This is a genomic window from Duganella paludis (assembly GCF_054461335.1).
In genome coordinates, this window is record NZ_CM136922.1 from 4431892 (window position 1) to 4452181 (window position 20290).

Sequence of the window (20290 nt, forward strand, 5' to 3'; positions counted from 1 at the left end):
ACTATCGCGCCCAAGGCGGCTTGCAATCGCCGCCAACGGATGAAAAATTTACGTCGCAACCATCTCAATTGTTGCGATACGGTAGCTGATACGCCTGATAGGTATGCGTCCAGCTGAACTGCTGGCCGGGCTGGATGTCGTAGCTGATGAACGGCTCGATCGAGAACACCGTGCGCATGCCCCAGATGACGGCGCGGTACAGCGGCTGGTCGGCCGTCATGCGCAGGCCTATGCCCAGGCCCTTGTGCTCGAAGCGGAAATCGTAGTCCCTGGCGTCACCGCCGAAGCCTGTCGGCAGGCTGCGTACGGATTCCTTGCCGGCCAGGGCGCGCGTGAAGCTGACGCTGCGGCCGTTGTAGGCCAGCGGCATGTCGCCGAGCGGCTCGGCCGGCTTGGGATCGTAGGCAAAGTGCATCGAGTAGTCAGGCCCAGGCGGCTGGTTGTCCCATCGCATGAAGTTGTGCTCGTACACGAAGCCGGTGATGGGCTTGATGCCGGTGTTGCGCAGCGTGTGCTCAATAACCAGTTCAGACTTGCCGGCGACGATGGCGACTTTCTTGGTGTAGGCGTAGCCGTAGCCGGAAGCGGCATCATTGACGGCCTGCTTGAAGGTGACGGCATCGGCGCCGGCCTGCACCTCCCACTTGTCGCCATCGACAATCTCATACTGGCGGAAATGGTCGTAGGGCTGGTCATCAGGCTTGCGCAAGATGCCGACGCCGATCTTGACGAAAGTGCCGCCAGGCCTGGCCGCTTCCCAACCGAAGGCCGTGCGTTCCGGCAGCGAGGCGAATTCTTCAGGCAATCCGATCATGGTCGTGGTGGTGCCGGTGGCGATTTTGTCGCCACGGTATTCGTAGTCGCTGACGGCGGGATCGTTGATGTCGGACCAAGGCGTGATGTAGTCGTGGCCCTTGTAGCGCAGGCTGGTGAGCACGCCCGACCAGTCGAAGCGGGTGCCGCGATAGTAGCCTTTGCGGGCGTCGGGCAGGGCGACGGTGGCGCTCAGCAGATCATTGCCGATGGTGACGCTTGGCGCTTGAGCGGCGGCGTCGTGGTGAACTCCCTCGGCGGCGGCCAACGCCAGGACTATGGCAGCGAACTTATTCATGAATGTCGATTCTCCCTGTTCAATTTGCTTGAACGATAAGCCACGGAAGTAAAACAATCAATGAAATCAGTAGCTTATGTTCACATTGAAATATTGCGTCGAGTTTGACACATTCAAGCCTTGCGCAGCACGACGCGCGCCTGCAGTCCGCGCGGCCGGCGATTGGCCAGCACCACTTCGCCGCCGTGCGCGCGCACGATGTCGTTGACGATGGCCAGGCCCAGGCCGACGTTGCCGGTGGCGCCGCCGCGCGCGACGTCGAGCCGGACGAAGGGTTCCAGCACATCCTTCAGGTGCGCTTCGGGTATGCCTGGCCCGTCGTCCATGACGTCGATCAGGATGGCGCCGTTCTGCTCCGCAGCTGCCACCACCACCGTTTCGCCGTGGCGCAGGGCGTTGTCGATCAGGTTCATGAAGACCCGCTGCATCGCATCCGGCCGGCAGAAGAAGCGCAGCTGGTCTGGGCCCAGGTAGCTGATCGCCGCGCCGCCTTCCTCGTACTCGTCGCACAGGGTGGCGACCAGCGCGCCGAGGTCCAGCCACTCCTTGTTCTCCAGCTCCGTGCCGGTGCGCAGGAAGGCCAGCGCCGAGGACAGCATGGTGCGCATCAGATCGATATCCTTGCGCAGCTTGTCGCGCATGATGCCGCTCGACGCGCCGTCGGCGTGGGTGTCGAGCTGCAGGCGCATGCGGGTCAACGGCGTGCGAAGGTCGTGGCTTACCGCCGCCAGCATGCGCGTGCGGTTGCGCAGCGACAGCGCGATGCGTTCCTGCATCAGGTTGAAGGCGCGCGCCACGCGACGTATCTCGCGCGGCCCTTCTTCCAGGATGGGCGCGGGCGCCAGATCGTGGCCGAAGGCGTCGGCCTTGTCCGCCAGCCTGCCCAGCGGCCGTACCACCCGCGCCACCGCCCACGACGACATGGCGATCACACCCACGAACAGGAAACCGAGCGCACCGAAGAACGGCACCGACATGCGTGTCTGCTCCAGCCAGGCGCCGTGCGAGCGCGCTTCCAGCAGCGTGCCGCCGATTTGCGCAAGCACCAGGATGTCGCTGCGCGGATCTTTTTGCACGCACGAGGTGACCTTCACCTGCGGTCCTTGCGGCAGTTCATAGGCGAACGCGCGCGCCAGTTCGTCGGTGTCCATGGTGACGATGGCACACGGCGCCGGCTTGTCGGTGACACGGAAAGTGATATCCGACTGCGCCATCGCCTCGGCCACCACCGCGCGTTCGGCGGGCGGCGTGCGTTCGATCACGCGGATCACGCTGGCGATGCGGAAGGTGGTCTGCCACGGCCACGGCACATTGGGCGGGCGGTTGGGATTGAACAGCAGCGCCAGGAACAGCAGGAAGGTGACCACCGAGGAGCAGGCGCAGATCAGCACGATCTGGCCCAGCGTCGAAGAAAACAGCTCGGGCATGCGCCATTTCATTTGAAGGTCACTTCGGGCTGGAAGGCGTAGCCGTCCGCGCGCACGGTGCGGATGGTTTCCGCGTGTGGCTTGTCGCCGGCCAGCTTGCGGCGCAAGCGGCTGACGACCAAGTCGACCGAGCGTGCCGAGATGGGGAAATTGTTGCCGCGCGTGTAGCCGATCAGCGCTTCACGCGACAGCACTTGCCTGCTGTGCTGGCAAAACACCAGCAGCAGATCCGTCTCAGCGCCGGTCAGCGGTATGCGGATGCCGGCCGGCGAGCGCACGAAGCGGCGGTACGGGAAGAAGCGGCAACCGGCGAAATGTAATTCGAGTTCGGCCGGTACCGCTTCCGCGCCGCCTGTGTCCGGTAGTTCGCCGGCGCCGGCAGCGGCGTCGGCCGGCGCGGTGCGGCGGCGCAGCGCGGTGCGGATGCGCGCCAGCAGTTCGCGCAGGTCGAAGGGTTTGGCCACGTAGTCGTCTGCGCCCAGTTCCAGGCCGATTACCTTGTCGGTCGGCTCGGCCAGCGCGCTGACCATGATGATGGCGGGGCCGCCGTCGGCGGCGCGCATGCGGCGGCACAGCTCCAGGCCATCCATGCCGGGCAGCATGACGTCCAGCAGCACCAGGTCCACCGGCTCGTGTTCCAGCAGGGACAAGGCCGCTTCCGCGCTGTCGGCCACATGGACCGGATAGCCTTTGCTGCGCAAGAAGCCGGAGAGCGGCGTGCTGATGTCGGGATCGTCTTCTACGAGCAGGATGGGGGCGAATGTCATGGTGTGCTGATTATGCCAGCGGCGTCTTCGCGATCGTGTGTCAATCCAGACATATTATTTCAATATGTATATAAGCCACTGATTTCATTGACCTTTTTTTCTCGCTCACATATCTTGCTAGCAACCCGGCTTGCCTAGGCATGACCGAGAATAATAAAGGAGACCTGCTTTGAATAAAAAAAGATTGTTGCGGTTGGCTTGCGCGCCGACCCTGGTGTTGATGCTGGCGTCGGCTCCGGCGATGGCGCAAGACGCGTCGGCGGTGCAAGCGACCCAACTGGCGTCGGTCGCGCAGCGTGCCGCCGTGGTGGCGCGCGCCTACGCCAAGCCCGACGCGGCGGCCAGCTTGGCCGACATCGCGCCCAAGGTGTACTTCGAAGCGGTCAATCCCGGCGAGCCTGCCGGCGACCGTCTTGGGGCTGCGCGACGCCTGGCGGCGGCCGTGGTGGCGCAGGATCTGCCGGCGCCGCGTTCGATCGTCGATGTCGGTTCCTTCACCGGCGAATTCCTCGAAGCGTTCATGCAGCGCTTCCCGCAGTCGCACGGACAGTGGACCGAACCGGTCACCGGCAACGAAGACAACGCCAGAATGCGCCTGGCGCGCTTCGGCAAGCAGGTCGACTACGTGATCGGCTGTCCTTCTCGCGACATCAGCCAGGGCTGCGTGCCGCGCAACGTCGATGTGCTGATTACGTCCTGGCTGTCGATCCACCAGAACCTCGATGGCATCCGCCGCTTCCATCGGGAGGCGGCGGCCAGGTTGCCGTCCGGCGGCTGGCTGGTGACGCTGGACCACGTGGGCGCCGCCGGCCCGGCGTGGACGCGCCGGCTGGAGGGCGCACGCGAAGAGCTGGCGTCGAGCGGCATCAACGCCATCGTCGAAGGTCCGCCGGTGCATCACGCCGACTATGCGACGCCGTCGCTGGCTAGTCAGCTCGCCAGCCTGAAGGATGCCGGCTTCACCGATGTCAGCGTGATCTGGCAGCGCCTCGACACGGTGCTGCTGCTGGCGCGCAAAAGTTCTGCGGAGGGCGGCCAGTGAGCCACGTCGTAATCGCCGGCGGCGGCCACGCGGGCGGCGCGGTGGCGGCCTTCCTGCGCCAGTACGGCTTCGACGGCGATATCACGCTGGTGGGCGAGGAGGAATTCCTGCCGTATCAGCGGCCGCCGCTGTCGAAAGGCTGGCTGCTTGAGCAGATGCAGGCGGAGCAGGTCGCACTGCGCCCGGCCGCGTTCTACCAGGAGAACCACATCGCGCTGCGGCTCGGCTGCCGCATCGTTGGCATCGACCGCGCCACAAGGCGCCTCCAACTCGACGATGGCGAGGCTATCGCTTACGACAGCCTGGTGCTGGCCACCGGCTGTAGCCCGCTGCTGCCGCCGATACCCGGCATCGACAGCGAAGGCGTGCTGACGCTGCGCGGCGTGCGCGATGCGGAGCGGTTGAAGGCTGCGATCCATGCCGGCGCCAAGGTGGTGATCGTCGGCGGCGGCTACATCGGCCTGGAGGTCGCGGCCGCCGCCAGCATGATCGGTGCGCAGGTCACCGTGGTCGAGCGGGCGCCGCGCGTGCTGGCCCGCGTCGCGCATCCGGCGCTGTCGGCGCTGCTGACCGGCGTACATGCCGGGCATGGCGTGCTGATCGAGACCGGGCGCTGCGTTGCGCGCATCGTCCCGCACGCGGGCAAGGTTGGCGCGGTGGTGCTGGACGACGGCCGCGATTTGGCCGCCGATGTGGTGCTGATCGGTGTCGGCGGCCGCCCCAACGACGGCCTGGCCAAAGCGGCGGGACTGGCGTGCGACGATGGCATTGTGGTCGGGCTGGATGCGCGCACCTCGGACCCGCACATCTACGCCATCGGCGACGTCACGCGGCGGCCGTTGCCGCTGTATGACTGCATGGCGCGGCTGGAGAGCGTGCCGAACGCCATGGAGCAGGCCAAACAAGCGGCCAGTGCGATCACCGGGCGCGCTGCGCCGGCGCCGGAAGTGCCGTGGCAGTGGTCCGATCAGTACGGACTGAAGATCCAGATCGCCGGTTACCCGATCGGCGCGGACAATGTCGTGCTGCGTGGCGATGCCGATAAGCAGATGCTGGCGCTGTTCCACTTCCAGGGCGAGCGCCTGCTGGCGGTGGAAGCGGTCAACGCGCCGGCGGAATTCATGGCAGGGCGCCAGCTGATCGGCCGCAGGGGCACGCTGGACAAGCAAAGACTGATGGACATGTCGCTGACGATGAAGCAGCTCATGTCGCAAGAATAGAGACCAAAACAAAAAAGCAAGGAGACAAGCATGACCAAGATTACTTTCATCCAGCCCGGCGGCAGAGAGCAGATGGTTGCGGCCCTGGAAGGCAAATCGCTGATGGAGACAGCGGTGCGCCACAACGTCGCCGGCATCGAAGCCGAGTGCGGCGGCAGCTGTTCCTGCGGCACCTGCCACGTGATCGTCGATGGCGCCTGGGCGAACCGCCTGCCGCGCAAGAATGCGGACGAGGAATCGACGCTGGACTACGCCTCCGGCCTGCAGGACAACAGCCGCCTGGCCTGCCAGATTATCGTCAACGCGGCGCTGGACGGCCTGGTCGTCCGCCTGCCTTGATCCGCAACGCTTTCAGAAAGAACCACCCGACATGCGTACCCTGCACCGTACTCTCGCAATTTTCGCCGCACTGCTGATGCTTTACCTGGGCGCCACCGGCACCCTGATCCAGTCGCTCGACCTTGCCGCTTTGCTTTCAAACGCGCCGGAAAGCGATCCGGTGATTCAGTCGATTGAGGAAGGCCGCTACGGCAACGGCGACTTCACCGTCATCTCGGCGCGCGATTTCGGCACCGCTAGCCTGCCGGCCGACGTCCTCCTTGGAACGGCCATGGACACGGCGCTGGCCGCTCTGGAGCGCACCGCGCCCGGCGCCGCGCCGCGCTTCGCCGAACTGCGCATGGTGGAGCAGCGCCTGGTCGGCCAATTCAAACTCGGCGACCAGGTACTGGGCTTTGACGCCGTCACCGGCGAGCCGGTAGCGGTGGCGCCGATCCCGCGCTTCACGCCGCTGCCGTACAGCCTGCGCCAGTACACCAAGGAGCTGCACCGTTTCTGGACCATGAGCGACAAGCCGGGCGTCTACTTCGAGCTGCTCAGCGGGATAGTGCTGTGGGTGCTGATCATCTCCGGTCTTTGGATGTACTACAAGCTGATGGCGGGACGCGTAAAGACCGGCCGCAGCGGACTGCTGTGGATGGGCGGTGGCATGTGGCGCAGCCTGCACCGCATCGTCTCGCTGCTGTCGGCGGTGTTCCTGATCGCCATCGCGTTCTCCGGCACTTTCCTCGGCTTTGAAAGCGTGTGGCACACCTTCGTCAAGGTCGACCACGGCTTCGACGCCAGCGCGCCGTTGCAGGCCGGGCAGGTGCGAGCGATCGCCGCCGCCGCGCTGGAGAACTTCCGCAAGACCGAGCCGTCCACACCGGTCAAGGTGGTGCGGGCTCGCATCTACGGCGGCATGCCGCAGGGCGTGATCGTCACCGGCGGCGCATCGACCCGGCAGGTGGTGTATGACGCCCGCAACGGTAACGTCGCAACGCTGTACGAGCCGGGCTACCCGGTCAGCGGCTTCCCCTTCGGTACCCAGGTGCACGAAGACATCAAGCACTTTCACTCCGGTGACATGTTCGGCCTGCCGGCCCGCGTCATGAACCTGCTGGGCGGGCTGGCGCTGGTGTACTTGTCGGTGTCCGGCATCGTCATGTACGTGCAGCTGTGGCTGCGCAGGAAGAAGAACGGCAAGTCCGCGCTCTTGTGGACCTGAAGGAACTCCGCATTCACTAAGGAATAACATGTCCAAGCAATCTGTGTTCAGGCTCGCGGCCCTTGCCGCCAGCCTGACGATGGCGGCGTTCGCCCCTCAAGTTCATGCAGGCCAGCTGTTGGCCGGCGCAGCCAAGATCTCGATCACCACGCCGGCGTCCGAATTTCCCTGGCGCGGCGGCAACGAAAAGCCGTTTGTCGGCGTGCACGACGATGTCTTCGTGCGCAGCCTGGCGTTCGACGACAGCGCCGGCCACCGTGCGCTGATCGTCAGCGTGGAAGTGACCACCATCCCGGAGCCGGGTGCCTTCGTGGCGGCGCTGGCGCAGGCCACCGGCCTGCCGGCGTCCAGCATCATGGTGCTGGCGACACATACGCACAGCGTGCCGCTGGTGTTCTTCCATAGCCAGCAGCCGAATCCCGCCGAGCGGCGCGAGATCGACCGCATTCGCGATGCCGCCGTGCAGGCCGCGCGGCAGGCGCTGGCCGTGCTGCAACCGGCCACGCTGCGCTTTGTGCGCGGACAGGCCCACGTCAACACCAACAACGGCGAGCAGGCCGGGCGCAAGGATTGGTACGACCCGGCCGGCTCGTCCGACAAGACGCTGGACCTGCTGCGGATCGACACGCTGGCCGGCAAGTCGCTCGGCCTGCTGCTCAACTATGCCAGCCACGCCGAAGTGATGTTCCGCAGCGTCAGCCGGGACGGCGGCTATGAGGTGACGGGAGATTTGCCCGGCGCCGTATCGCGCCTGCTGGAAACGCGGCCCGGCGGCGTGCCGGTGGCGCTGTTCACCAGCGGCGCCGAGGGCGACCAGCTGCCGCTGTTCAAGTCGCTGCAGCCGGAGGCCGGCCTGGCCGGCGCCGACATGGGCGCGGGCGGCTGGAGTCTGCTGGAACTGCAGGCACGCCGCCTGGCAGGCGCCGCGCTGGAGGCGCTGGCGACGGCGCCGGCCGGCGTTGCGCAGGTGCGGCTGACGGCCGGCGCGGCCGCCGTCAGCTGCCCCGGCCATCGTTACCAGGTGGACCGCGCCACGCGCCAGGTGCAGGGCATCACGCCCACCGGGCCGGTTGCGATTCCGATGGCGGTGCTGCGGCTGAACGACATCGTGCTGGCCGGCGTCGGCGCCGACATCGCCAGCGATATCGGCGTGGCGCTTAAGCGCGCCTCGCCGCTGGCCGAGACGTCGGTGATGACCATGCTGGCCGGCGCGGTCGGCTATGTGCTGAACGACGCCGCCTACCAATACCCGACCCACGGCGTCACCGGTTCGCCCGTGAAACCGGGGTGCGCCACGGGCGCGCTTTCCCAAGGCTTGCAGCAATTGCTGGCCCCATCTTCCAACCCATAAGGAAACGAGCAATGAGTACCTAGCAAGCGTTTGAGCAGCCCTGCATTCAGTCATAAAAAAAACTACTGAAACTTCGAGGAGACAACAACATGAACACGATTTCGAATTTATTGACGACCGGCGGCATGGTGGTCGGCTGCGTGGCGGCCGGCGGCGTGATGGCGCAAACAGCGGCGCCGGCCGATCTGTCCAAGGCGGCCGACAACGGCATGACGGAGGTGGTGATTACCGCCGAACGCACCGCCGGCGTGCCGTCCAAGACACCGATCGCGCTGAGCGTGGTGTCCGGCGAGATGCTGAAGGAGCAAGGCGTCTTCAACGCCGGCGATCTGCAGAACATTGTGCCGGCGGTGAACATCGGCAATCAGTCCCACGGCGTTAACATCAGCATACGCGGGGTCTCGACCACTGACTTGACCAGCAAGGGCGAGCAGGGCGTGTCCTTCAATCTGGACGGGGTGCCGATTTCGCGGCCGCAGATCATGGGCAACGCTTTCTTCGACCTGGAAAGGGTCGAGGTGCTGCGTGGGCCGCAGGGTACGCTGTACGGCAAGAGCAGCACCGGCGGCGCTATCAACGTGGTCACGGCCAAGCCGCAAAAGGAATTCGACGCCGCCGTCAGCGTCGAGCTCGGCAGTTTCAACGCCCGCCGTAGCGAGATGATGCTGAACGTGCCGGTGTCCGACAACCTGGCGCTCCGCGCCGCCGCCAGCGTGAATTCGCGCGACGGCTATCTGACCGAATCGATCAACAAGACCAGCAGCCTGGTCGCGCCCAAGCTCGATGATGAAAACAACCGCACGGCCCGCTTGTCGGCCTTGTGGGACATCTCCAAATCGGCCAGCCTGCTGGTGACCGGCACCTTCGGCCACATCGGCGGTTCCGGACCGGGCGGCGCGCTCTACGACTCCGTCCTGAACAAGGACGGCAAGGCCGCGCGCCAGGTCTACTTCAACCCCTACACGCCGGCCATCGACGACAACTTCACCGCCTTCAACACCGAGTTCAACCTCAACCTGGGCGCGGTGCACCTGACCTATGTCGGCGGCCACAGCAAGTTCAAGGCGCACGACATCATGGAGCCTTCCGTGATGGGCACGGCCACGCTGAACGGCAACAACTACACCTGGATCGACTACCGCGCCGACATCACCAACGACGCCCACGAGATCCGCCTCGCCAACGCCGCGCCACAGCAGCTTGAGTGGGTGGCTGGCATCAATTATCAGAAGGAACTCAACAACGAGAAGGACAACAACTGGATCTCCGACGCGCAATGCGCGCCGTCGCTGTCGGCCGCCTGCAATCTGCCCAACCCCGGCATCGTCGGGCCGACCCAGCACTCCGGCAAAAGCGTGTTCGGCCAGGTCAACTTCCACGCCACCGAGGCGCTGAAATACACGGCCGGCCTGCGCTATTCCAGCGACAGCATGTTCCGCAAGGCCACCATCGCCGCGGGCCCTGGACCTTTCCTTGACGCCTCCGGCGCGCCTTGTGCACCGCCGAATTCCTGCGTCAGCCCGTCCACCAACGACGACGGCAGCCAGTCGGCCAAGCGCCTGACCTGGCGCCTGGGTGCCGACTATACGCTGGCGCCGCGCCACATGGTGTATGGCTATGTGGCGTCCGGCTACAAGGGCGGCGGTTTCAACGACCTCGATCCTGCCACCGGCAAACCTGGTCCTTACGATCCGGAGAAAGTCATCGCCTACGAGGCCGGCTACAAGGCCCAGCTGACGCCTGCGCTGCAATACAACACCTCGCTGTACTACTACGACTACCAGAGCTTCCAGGTGACCAGCGCGACGTTCTTCGGTTTCGGTCCCGGCGGCCCGGTGATCCTGATCTACACCAAGGGTGCGGAAGCCAAGATGAAAGGCTGGGAGAACGAGCTGAACTGGAAGGCCACGCCGTATGACAAGTTCGGCCTCACGCTGGCGTTCGAACGGGCCCGCTATGGCGATCTCGGCGTCGGCTTCATTGCGGCCCATCCGGTCGATTTCTCGGGCAAGACCATGGACAACGCGCCTACCGTTTCCGGCGCGGTCTCCTACGAGCATCGCTGGGAACTGGCCAGCGGCAACCTCAGCCTGCGCTGGAATACCCGCTTCAACAGCGGTTACTACAAGAGCGACCTGGCCGGCGCCGGCCTGCCCGTATATGCCCGCTTGCCGGCGCAATACAAGCAGCCTGGCTTCACCCGCAGCGACTTGAGCCTCTCGTATGTTCCAGCTTCCGGCAAATTCGATTTGCACGCCTATGTGCGCAACATCGAGGACAAGCTGCAGTTGAACAGCCTGCAGCTGGGCACCAACAGCCCCGGCGTCGACAACGCGGCAACGGCCCGCGTGACCGCGCCGCGCACCTTCGGCCTGAGGCTGGCGATGCACTATTGATTTCAAACGCGGCAGCGGCCAGCTGCCGCCTCCATATTTTTACTTCATGAAGGAAACCCACGTGAGAAATTTCTCCCAGTTCTGTCGCCTTGCCGGCGCCGCAGCCATAATCTCCGGCGCAGTGCTGGCCCCGGCCCACGCGCAGTTTGAAACCGGCAAGCCGCTCGATCCATCGATCAAGGCGACCTTTGTGCACCTGGCTTCCGGCGTGCCGGCGGTGCTGTATCAACCTGTACAGGCCGGGCCAAAGAGCCATATCGGCTTGTTCGTCATGCACGCCGACGGCGACTACCTGGAGTTTTCCGCCTGTACCGAAATGTCCAAGCGCGGTTATGCAGTGCTGTGCGCGAACAACACCACCAGCAAATCGTTCCACTTCAACGACGGCATCCTCGACGATGTGCTGTTGCAGACCAAGGCCGGCGTGTCCTACCTGAGGAAAGCCGCCGGCATCGACAAGGTGGTGTTGTTCGGCCACAGCGGCGGCGCCACCATCATGACGGCTTACCAGGCGATCGCCGAGCATGGCGTGCAGTTCTGCCAGGACAGCGCCAAGATCCACAAGTGCCCGGACAAGCTGGCCGGCTTGCCGGCGGCGGACGGCGTGGTGCTGGCCGATGCCAACTGGGGCCAGGCGGAGATGGTGCTGCTCAGCATAGACCCGGCCGTGACCGATGAAACCAGCGGCATGAAGTCCAACCCTGCGCTGAGCGTGAAGAATCCGAAGAACGGCTACCGTCCGGAGGGCGCCAACTACAGCCCCGAGTTTGTCCGCACCTTCCAGGCCGCCCAGGGCCGCCGCGCCAACAAACTGCTGAAGATGGCGCAGGACCGCCTGGCCGCCATCGAAGCCGGCAAGGGCCGCTATGCCGACGATGAAGTGTTCATCGTGCCGGGCGCCTTCCTGGCGGCCAACAAGATGTTCCCCGAAGACCCGCGCTTCCTGTCGCGCTCGCGCAAGGCCTGGCCGCTGCTGCATGGCGACGGCTCGGTGACGAACGAAATCATCCGCTCGGTGCGCGTACCGGAAACGCCGCCGATGCAGCTGTCCTCGTTCAAGTTCGGCGCGCTGAAAACCACGGTGCGCAACTATCTGTCGAGCTATGCGATTCGCACCACGGCCGAATTCGGCTTTGATGAAGACACCATCCGTGGCGTCGAATGGAACTCGACTTATGCCAGTCCTCCCGGCAACGCCGAGGGCATCAGCGTGCCGTTCCTGGCGCTGGGCATGACGGGCCATTGGGAGGGACTGGCGGCGGAAATCATCTACGAGCGCGCCCGCAGCGCCGACAAGTCGCTAGCGTTTGTCGAAGGCGCCGACCACGTCTACATGCCTTGCACCAAATGCGAGAAGACGCCTGGCCAGTTCGGCGATACTGTCAAAACCACCTATGATTATGTCGATGGCTGGTTGAGTAAGGCCGGCCGCTTCTGAGCCGCACGACCACCTACAGGAGCCTGAATGAGCATCTATTCAAAATGGCGCATCGCCGCTGTTGCAGCAACTGCTGCTGCTGCTGCGATGGCGGCAACCGCGTCCGCCGCCGTCGCTGCGGATTGCGAGCGCATCTACATCGGCACCCACGCGCCGGGCGGTGCGCCATCGCTCTTCACCGCACAGTTCAACGGCAAAGACGGCAGCTTCGGCGCGGCGTCGGCGGTGGCCTCGATCGAACGGCCCACCTGGCTGGTGAAAGACCCGGCACGCGCGTTGCTGTACACGGTCAGTGAAACCGGCAATGACGGCGCGACGCATGGCAAGGTGTTCAGCCTGCGCATCGCCGCCGATGGCGCGCTGGCCGAGGTGGGCGCGGTGGCGTCGGGTGGCGGCGGTCCCACCCATCTGGCGCTGGACACGCGCGCCGGTACGCTGCTGGTGGCCAACTACGGCACCGGCCATGTGGCGGCGCTGGCGGTCGCCGCCGACGGCGCGCTGGCCGGACCGGTGTCGGTGGTGCAGGACCAGGGCAGCGGCCCGACCGCGCGCCAGCGCGCGCCGCATGCGCATGGCGTGACCATCGACCCGTCGGGCCGCTATGCGCTGGTGCCGGACCTGGGCGCGGACCGTGTCTTCGTTTTCCGCTACGATGCGGCGACGCGCCAACTTGCGCCGGCCGCCACGCCTTTCGTCCAGCTGCCGCCCGGTAGCGGTCCGCGCCATCTGGTATTCAGCGGGGATGGACGCCATGCCTATCTGGTGGCGGAGTTTACCGGCGAGCTGCTGGTCTACGCCTGGGATGCGGCCGCCGGCCGGCTGCAGGTGGTGCAGACCTTGTCCACGCTCAACGCCGGATATGGCGGCAAGATCAGCGCGGGGGAAATCATCGTCTCCGGCGGTGGCGGGCAGGTGTATGTCTCCAATCGCGGCGATCACACGGTGATTGTCTATCAGGTGGATAAGGCAAGTGGACGTCTGGCCGAACTTCAGCGTGTGCCGGCCGGCGGCGATCAGCCGTGGCACCTGGCCTTGTCGCCGGACGGGCGCTGGTTGCTGGCGTCGAACGAAGCGTCGAATGCGGTGAACGCTTTCCGCATTGCCGACGATGGCCGCCTGGCTGCGACGGCCAGCAAGCTGGATGTCGTCAAACCGTCGAGCGTGGTGTTTGCGGGCGCTTGCGCGGACGTGGCCGCTTCCGTCCAGGAGACCGCGATCCAGCTTGGCAACGGCATCCAGGGCACGCTGGTGTTGCCTCTGGGCGGCGCGCCGGCGCCGGTCGCGTTACTCGTGGCCGATGCTGGACCGTTTGATCGGGACGGTAACGGTCCTCGTGCCGGCAACGACAGCCTGCGTCAATTGGCGTGGGCCTTGGCGGCGCAAGGTATTGCCAGCGTGCGCTACGACAGGCGCGGCGTCGGCGCCAGCATCGGCGCTCCCGGCGCGGACCAGAAGGAGGCCGCACAGCATGCAGCCGACGCGGCGCAGTGGATTAAGCTTCTGAAGAAGGATAGCCGCTTCAACAAGGTGGTCGTCATCGGTCACGGTGGAGGCACGCTGGTGGGCCTGCTGGCCGCAAACGAGGTCGGCGCCAACGGCTTCGTGGCGTTGGCCGGCGGCGGCGAGCTGGCGGCGGCGGAATTCGGCAAGCTCAAAATGCACGCCCGCATTATTCGCGGCGACGCCGATCGCCAGTTCGGCGAAGAGCAGGTTCGCCAGTTGGAGCGCGCCCGTCCTGGCACGCCGATGGTCGTCATCGCAGGCATGACCCACATGCTGCAAGCCGGCGGCGATTTGCCGGTGGCGCCGGAACTGGTGACGGCCCTGGCCGGTTTCATCAACAAGCGCTGACTGGTCTGGCCAATTTCAACATTGGTCTTGCCACTTTGATGGCGCGGGGATATATTCGGGGCAGCAATGCCCGCAATATATCCTCGTGATGGTGGCTAGCCGGCCGCCTTCACGCCTGACAAGAGACCAGTGAAGGGAAGCGCAGCATGACAGACAACGACCTCGGGCCGAACAAGCGGCGCACCGTTTTGAAAGCCGCCAGCGCCGCCGGCATGATGCTGGCGACCGCCGCCTACGGCGCCACCGCCCGCAAACGTTATGTGGTGGTGGGCGTGGGATCGCGCGCGCGCATGTACTCGCGCGCCATCACCGGCAAGTACCGCGACCGCAACGAGATCGTCGCCGTCTGCGACCGCAACGCCGGCCGCGCCGCGCTGGCCGTCAAGCGCATTGCCGAAACCGGCGCCGGCACGCCGGCGGCTTACGCGGCGGCCGATTTCGACCGTATGCTGCGCGAGACCAAGCCGCAGTTCGTCATCGTCACCACCACCGACGCCAGCCACGACGATTACATCGTGCGTGCGCTCGACGCCGGCTGCGACGTCATCACCGAAAAGCCGATGACCACCACCGCCGAGAAGGCGCAGCGCATCCTCGACGCCGTCAAGCGCAGCGGGCGCCATATCCGCGTGACCTTCAACTACCGCTACTCGCCGCCGCGCACCCAGGTCAAGGACCTGCTGATGAGCGGCGAGATCGGCGAGGTGCTGTCGGTCGATTTCACCTGGCTGCTCAATACCGTGCACGGCGCCGACTACTTCCGCCGCTGGCACAGCAACAAGGCCAATTCCGGCGGCCTGATGGTGCACAAGGCCACCCACCATTTCGACCTGGTCAACTGGTGGCTGGGCGCGCAGCCCGAGCTGGTGCATGCCTTCGGCTCGCGCCAGTTTTACACGCCGGAGACGGCGAAGCGCATGGGCCTGCAGGGCGCGCACCAGCGCTGCCTGACCTGCACCGAGAAGGCCAAGTGCAATTTCTACTTCGACCTGGCGGCCGACCAAGGCTTGAAGGAACTTTACCTGGACAACGAGCAGCACGACGGCTACTTCCGCGACCAGTGCGTCTGGCGTCCCGAGATCAATATCGAGGACACGATGAGCGTGATGGTCCGCTACGACAACGGCGTGCTGCTCAATTACGGCCTGCAGGCCTACGACGCGTGGGAGGGCTACCGCATCGCCTTCAACGGCACCAAGGGACGGCTGGAGCACAGCATCATTGAATCGGCCGGGGTGGCCGGGGCCAACGCGGTGCAGAGCCGCAGCGACACGGTGAGCATCCGCGTGATTCCGCTGCGCGGCGCGGCGCGCGAGATCGCGCCGTGGACCGGCGCCGGCGGCCACGGCGGCGGCGACGATGTGATGCTGGAAGAGATCTTCGGCGAGGCCCAGGCCGACAAGTACAAGCGCGTTTCCGACGAGCGCGCAGGCGCCTATTCCTGCCTGGTCGGCATCGCGGCCAACCGCTGTTTCGAAAAGGGGACCTCGGTGCGCATCGCCGACCTGGTCACCGGCCTGACGCCGCCGGAGCGCGCGCCGATGCCGGACCGTGGCGCGCCGCTTGGCTATTTCTTGCAATCTTCAACTAGATAAATCCCCGTGCCGGCGACTGTCTCTACAATCCGCAGCACAATGCTTACTTCCCGTGGGAAAGGACGCATCCAATAAATTACTTATTCGATAGAAAATTATGATCACAACAAAAAAAATCGCCCTGGCTGCTGCGGTGCTGTGCGCTTCGTTCTCGGCCTTGGCTGCCGACGCGGAAATCAATCCTTCGTGGTACATCCAGCCTAGCGTCAACGCCATGCGCCAGGACCCGGACTGGAGCCCGGACCACCACGGCCACGGCCTCGGCTTGAAATTCGGTAAAGCGCTGTCGGAAGACTGGGACGTCCAGCTGGGCACCACCTACTCGCGCGCCCGCAAGGACGGCAACCGCTACCAGCAGAACCTGCTGGGCGCCGATGCCCTGTACATGTTCTCGCGCAGCGCGGTTCGTCCATTCCTGCTGATCGGCGGCGGCGCCCAGCGCGACCGCAACGATCCGGCTGGCTTGCCGAGCGATAAGCACACCTCGGCCTACGTGAATGTCGGCGCCGGTGTGCAAGGCTCACTGAACGACCAATGGTCGCTGCAGTTCGATGTACGCGACGTGCAAGGCCTGTCCAAGCGTTCGTCGGCCGACCGTCCGCACAACTTCTACCTGACCGCAGGCCTGAACTATGCGTTCGGCAAGCCAGCCCCGGCGCCGGCGCCCGCACCAGCACCGGCACCGGTCGCTGTGGTCGCGCCGCCGCCACCGCCGCCAGCCCCGCTGCCTCCGCCACCACCACCGGTGGCGCGCTTTGAAAAGGTGACGATGTCGGCCACCGAGCTGTTCGCCTTCGACAAGTCGGAGCTCAAGCCTGAGCAGCCTAAGCTGGACGACATTGCTACGCTGCTCAAGGCCAATCCGGGCGTCAGCAACATCGTCATCAGCGGCCACGCCGACCGTATCGGCAGCAGCAAGTACAACCAGGCGCTGTCGCTGCGTCGCGCCGACGCCGTCAAGGCTTATCTGGTGGGCAAGGGCGTTGCCGCCGACCGCCTGAGCACGGTGGGCAAGGGCGAGGACAGCCCGGTCGTCTCTTGCGACAACAAGAAGCGTGCTGACCTGATCAAGTGCCTGGAACCGAATCGCCGCGTCGAAGTCGAACAGATCACGGTGGAACGCCGCGTGCAATAAGCCGGCCGCATGAAGAAAGAATAAACCGCCTTCACGGCGGTTTTTCTTTTTATGCCTGCCGCTTGTCTTTGCGTCGGCGTGCCATGAATCCCATCAAACCCAGGCCGCTTGCCAGCATGGCATAGGTGGTCGGTTCCGGTACCGGCGTGGTGATGAGGCCATAGGCCCGGAAGTCGCTGATGCCGTGCGGCAGATTACCGATGGTGAAGGCGATATCACTTTGCAGGGGAGTATCCCAGTGGAACAGTAACTCGCCTTTGCCATAGTGAATCGCCGCGTAGCTGGTGCCGGCATTTAAGGTAAAGGTGTTGCCGACATTCCCGTAGCTAATCAGCGACAAGGAACCTGGACCGGTGTCCGGCAGGTTGAACTGGTGCTCGACCAGGTTTTCGATGGTGGCGGGATTCTGGTTCGCGATATTGGCGCCGTCATAGACCCAGACACTGCTGGCGGCAACCGGGCCGTACGTGACCTGTTTGGGACCATCGGTAAAACCGGCCATGCCTGGGTTGGCAATATAAACCCAGTCGGCCGCGTGGGTCGCTGGGGTAATCACAGCGGCCAGCGCGGCGATTGCGGCGATATATTTAAGTTTCATTTTGATTTCTCCAGTTAATTAAGTTTGGGCAATGTCAATGCCCGATAAGAAGATATCAATGCTTCGGGTAAATTACATTTAAATGCATGAATTATTGACAATTTTCTCATTAATATAACTTGGGAAAATAAAACATGACGCTGATGCTTGGGATTATTCCGCTTAATTTGGGAGTGGGAATTTAAGCACTTGAATAAAGTGGAATAAATTTAATTATTAATGAATGGATTTTATTTCAAGGAAAAAGTGAAATAGAATTTATTCCTTGAAACAAGTTATTTATCTTTTCTTGGAGGAAATGCAATGAAATCATATGGCGCAGAATTTCTGGGTACGTTTTGGCTGGTATTGGGCGGTTGCGGCAGCGCCGTGCTGGCGGCCGCTTTTCCCGGCTTGGGCATCGGCTTTGTCGGCGTCTCGCTGGCCTTCGGCCTGACCGTGCTGACGATGGCCTACGCCATCGGCCCGATCTCCGGTTGCCATCTCAATCCTGCGGTATCGGTCGGCTTGTGGGCGGGCGGCCGCTTCCCCGCCAATCAGTTGTTGCCCTACATCGTGGCCCAGGTGGCGGGCGGCATCGTTGCCGGCGGCGTGCTGTACCTGATCGCCAGCGGCAAGGCCGGCTTCGACCTGGCCGGCGGCTTCGCCAGCAACGGCTACGGCGAGCATTCCCCGGCCGGCTATTCGCTGACCGCCGCGCTGGTGTGTGAAGTGGTGATGACCATGATGTTCTTGGTCGTGATCCTGGGCGCCACCGACGCCCGCGCGCCGCGCGGCTTTGCGCCGCTGCCGATCGGCCTGTGCCTGACCCTGATCCACCTGATCAGCATCCCGGTCACCAACACCTCGGTCAATCCGGCGCGCAGCACCGCCGTGGCCGTCTATGTCGGCGGCTGGGCCGTCAACCAGTTGTGGCTGTTCTGGGTGGCGCCGATCGCCGGCGCCTGGCTGGGCGCGTTGTGCTACCGCCTGATCGCCGCCAGGGATTGACGCGGAAGACCCGTCACCCTCATTTCCATACTTACGGGTGGCGAGGAAGTTATTGCAATAATTTACGATTCATTTCCTTGTGTAAATTATCCGCACACCAAAATGACGACACTGGAGGGATTTAACGTGAACTGGAATAATCTGAGCATCCGCACGCGTTTGCGGCTGGGCTTCGGCACCGTGCTGGTATTGCTGCTGGCTTTGGCCATCATGGCCGCGAACCAGATGGGGCGCATACAACAACAGACGGAAATCATCGTCAGCGAGAACAACGCCAAGCTGGAAGCCGTCAATACCATGGTGGACAACGTGCGCAACGAGGCGATCAGCGTGCGCGACATGATTTTCCTGACGGACGAGCAGGCGATGCAGGCCGAGGAGCAAAAGATCGCGTCGTTCAAGGAGAAGTACCAGAAGAACCTGCAAGCCCTGACGGCGCTGACCAATACTCCGGAAGGTAAAACCCAGCTGGCCAGGATCAACGAGGCCCGCTCGCTGGCCTTGCCGGCGATCGTCAAAGCCCTGGCCCTGTCTCGCGCCAACAAGAACGAGGAATCGACCCGGGTGCTGTTGGAAGAGTCGCGGCCGCTGATGAACAAGTCGCTGGCCACGATGGACGAGATGGCGGCCTACGAGTCGCAGCAGGCCGGCCTGCGCGTGACCGAAGCGCGCGCCACCTATGATGCCGCGCGGCTGCTGATGGTGGTGCTGTCGGTGGTGGCGCTGGCGTGCGGCGTGGTGCTGGCGCGCATCGTGACGAATGGCATCGTCCATCCGCTGGAAGTGGCGGTACGGGTGGCGCAGACGGTCGCCGCCGGCGACTTGAGCAGCCACATCGACGTCCGCAGCACCGACGAGACCGGCCAGTTGCTGCAAGCGCTGAAGGACATGAACGCCTCGCTGGTCAAGATCGTCGGCGAAGTGCGGGTCGGCACCGAAGCGATTTCCACCGCCTCGGGCCAGATCGCCAGCGGCAACGCCGATCTGTCGACCCGCACTGAAAGCCAGGCCAGCTCGCTGGAGGAAACCGCCTCGTCGATGGAAGAACTGACCTCCACCGTGCGCCAGAACGCCGACAACGCCGGCACCGCCAACAAAATGGCGCTCAGCGCGTCGGAAGTGGCGATGCGCGGCGGCGACGTGGTGGCCCGCGTGGTCGACACCATGGGCGAGATCAACACGGCATCGCGCAAGATCGTCGACATCATCAGCGTGATCGACGGCATCGCGTTCCAGACCAATATCCTGGCCTTGAACGCGGCCGTGGAGGCGGCGCGGGCCGGCGAGCAGGGCCGGGGCTTTGCGGTGGTGGCCTCGGAAGTACGCAACCTGGCGCAGCGCAGCGCGTCGGCGGCCAAGGAAATCAAGGTGCTGATCGACGACTCGGTGGGCAAGATCGATACCGGCACCCAGCTGGTGGACCAGGCCGGCGACACCATGCGCGAGATCGTGCAGAACGTCCAGCGCGTATCCGACATCATGCGCGAGATCAGCTCGGCCAGCCTGGAGCAGAGCGCCGGCATCGAGCAGGTCAACCAGGCCATCGCTGAAATGGACAACACCACCCAGCAGAACGCGGCACTGGTGGAGGAGGCCTCGGCCGCCGCCGAAGCGATGCTGAACCAGGCGCAAGCCCTGACCGGCGTGGTCAGCGTGTTCAAGCTCGGCGGGCAGCAGCCGCAGCAGCAACAGGGCGCGGCATTGCGACTGGTGACGTCGGCGCGTCCGGTCGCCGGGCCGGCCAGGAACCGCAGCAGCAAGGCCGTCGGCGGCGAGTGGGGCGAGTTCTAAATAGTTCTAAATAAAAAAGCCGTTCAGCGCGA

At 64.5% G+C, this 20290-nt stretch carries 15 protein-coding genes and 1 pseudogene; 12 read left to right on the forward strand and 4 right to left on the reverse strand.

Annotated features, from left to right (window positions below; genetic code table 11):
- Nucleotides 1–64: 64 nt before the first annotated feature.
- The 3 genes from ACXZ1M_RS19575 to ACXZ1M_RS19585 all read right to left on the reverse strand — a co-directional run bounded on the left by ACXZ1M_RS19575 (nt 65) and on the right by ACXZ1M_RS19585 (nt 3305).
- Nucleotides 65–1111 (reverse strand): hypothetical protein, encoded by a 1047-nt coding sequence (locus ACXZ1M_RS19575; RefSeq protein WP_459049312.1) that lies wholly within the window; start codon nt 1109–1111, stop codon nt 65–67.
- 113 nt (nt 1112–1224) lie between these two features.
- Nucleotides 1225–2538, reverse strand: coding sequence for an ATP-binding protein (locus ACXZ1M_RS19580; protein WP_459049313.1), 1314 nt, complete (start codon nt 2536–2538; stop codon nt 1225–1227).
- Between the two features lie 8 nt (nt 2539–2546).
- Nucleotides 2547–3305, reverse strand: coding sequence for a response regulator transcription factor (locus ACXZ1M_RS19585; protein ID WP_459049314.1), 759 nt, complete (start codon nt 3303–3305; stop codon nt 2547–2549).
- 169 nt (nt 3306–3474) lie between these two features.
- Between ACXZ1M_RS19585 and ACXZ1M_RS19590 the strand changes: the two genes are divergently transcribed.
- From ACXZ1M_RS19590 to ACXZ1M_RS19635, 10 genes are all read left to right on the forward strand, one after another.
- Nucleotides 3475–4347 carry a class I SAM-dependent methyltransferase gene (locus ACXZ1M_RS19590; protein WP_459049315.1) on the forward strand — a complete coding sequence of 291 codons (873 nt, stop codon included), beginning with the start codon at nt 3475–3477 and terminating at the stop codon, nt 4345–4347.
- Nucleotides 4344–5567: an NAD(P)/FAD-dependent oxidoreductase gene (locus ACXZ1M_RS19595; RefSeq protein WP_459049316.1), complete on the forward strand. Its 1224-nt coding sequence runs from the start codon at nt 4344–4346 to the stop codon at nt 5565–5567. Before ACXZ1M_RS19590 ends, ACXZ1M_RS19595 begins: the two co-directional genes overlap by 4 nt.
- 30 nt (nt 5568–5597) lie before the next feature.
- Nucleotides 5598–5906, forward strand: a complete 309-nt coding sequence (locus ACXZ1M_RS19600) for a 2Fe-2S iron-sulfur cluster-binding protein (RefSeq protein WP_459049317.1) — start codon at nt 5598–5600, stop codon at nt 5904–5906.
- A 31-nt stretch (nt 5907–5937) separates the two neighbouring features.
- Nucleotides 5938–7113: a PepSY-associated TM helix domain-containing protein gene (locus tag ACXZ1M_RS19605; protein ID WP_459049318.1), complete on the forward strand. Its 1176-nt coding sequence runs from the start codon at nt 5938–5940 to the stop codon at nt 7111–7113.
- Between the two features lie 28 nt (nt 7114–7141).
- On the forward strand, nt 7142–8464 hold the full coding sequence (locus ACXZ1M_RS19610; protein WP_459049319.1) for a hypothetical protein: 1323 nt from the start codon (nt 7142–7144) through the stop codon (nt 8462–8464).
- An 89-nt stretch (nt 8465–8553) separates the two neighbouring features.
- Entirely contained in the window at nt 8554–10860 is a 2307-nt protein-coding gene (locus ACXZ1M_RS19615) for a TonB-dependent receptor (protein ID WP_459049320.1), read from the forward strand.
- Between the two features lie 61 nt (nt 10861–10921).
- Nucleotides 10922–12298 carry an alpha/beta hydrolase family protein gene (locus tag ACXZ1M_RS19620; RefSeq protein WP_459049321.1) on the forward strand — a complete coding sequence of 459 codons (1377 nt, stop codon included), beginning with the start codon at nt 10922–10924 and terminating at the stop codon, nt 12296–12298.
- Nucleotides 12299–12325: 27 nt separating this feature from the next.
- Nucleotides 12326–14149: a beta-propeller fold lactonase family protein gene (locus tag ACXZ1M_RS19625; RefSeq protein WP_459049322.1), complete on the forward strand. Its 1824-nt coding sequence runs from the start codon at nt 12326–12328 to the stop codon at nt 14147–14149.
- Nucleotides 14150–14295: 146 nt separating this feature from the next.
- Entirely contained in the window at nt 14296–15744 is a 1449-nt protein-coding gene (locus ACXZ1M_RS19630) for a Gfo/Idh/MocA family protein (protein WP_459049323.1), read from the forward strand.
- Nucleotides 15745–15841: 97 nt separating this feature from the next.
- Nucleotides 15842–16879 (forward strand): OmpA family protein, encoded by a 1038-nt coding sequence (locus tag ACXZ1M_RS19635; protein WP_459049324.1) that lies wholly within the window; start codon nt 15842–15844, stop codon nt 16877–16879.
- 49 nt (nt 16880–16928) lie between these two features.
- Here the strand turns inward: ACXZ1M_RS19635 and ACXZ1M_RS19640 are convergent.
- Nucleotides 16929–17027: pseudogene (locus ACXZ1M_RS19640) on the reverse strand (PEP-CTERM sorting domain-containing protein); the annotation flags it as partial.
- Between the two features lie 753 nt (nt 17028–17780).
- Between ACXZ1M_RS19640 and aqpZ the strand changes: the two are divergent.
- Together aqpZ and ACXZ1M_RS19650 are read left to right on the forward strand one after the other, a co-directional pair.
- Nucleotides 17781–18467 (forward strand): aquaporin Z, encoded by a 687-nt coding sequence (aqpZ, locus tag ACXZ1M_RS19645; RefSeq protein ID WP_459049325.1) that lies wholly within the window; start codon nt 17781–17783, stop codon nt 18465–18467.
- 126 nt (nt 18468–18593) lie between these two features.
- Nucleotides 18594–20258, forward strand: a complete 1665-nt coding sequence (locus ACXZ1M_RS19650; RefSeq protein ID WP_459049326.1) for a methyl-accepting chemotaxis protein — start codon at nt 18594–18596, stop codon at nt 20256–20258.
- The last annotated feature ends 32 nt before the right edge of the window (nt 20259–20290 follow it).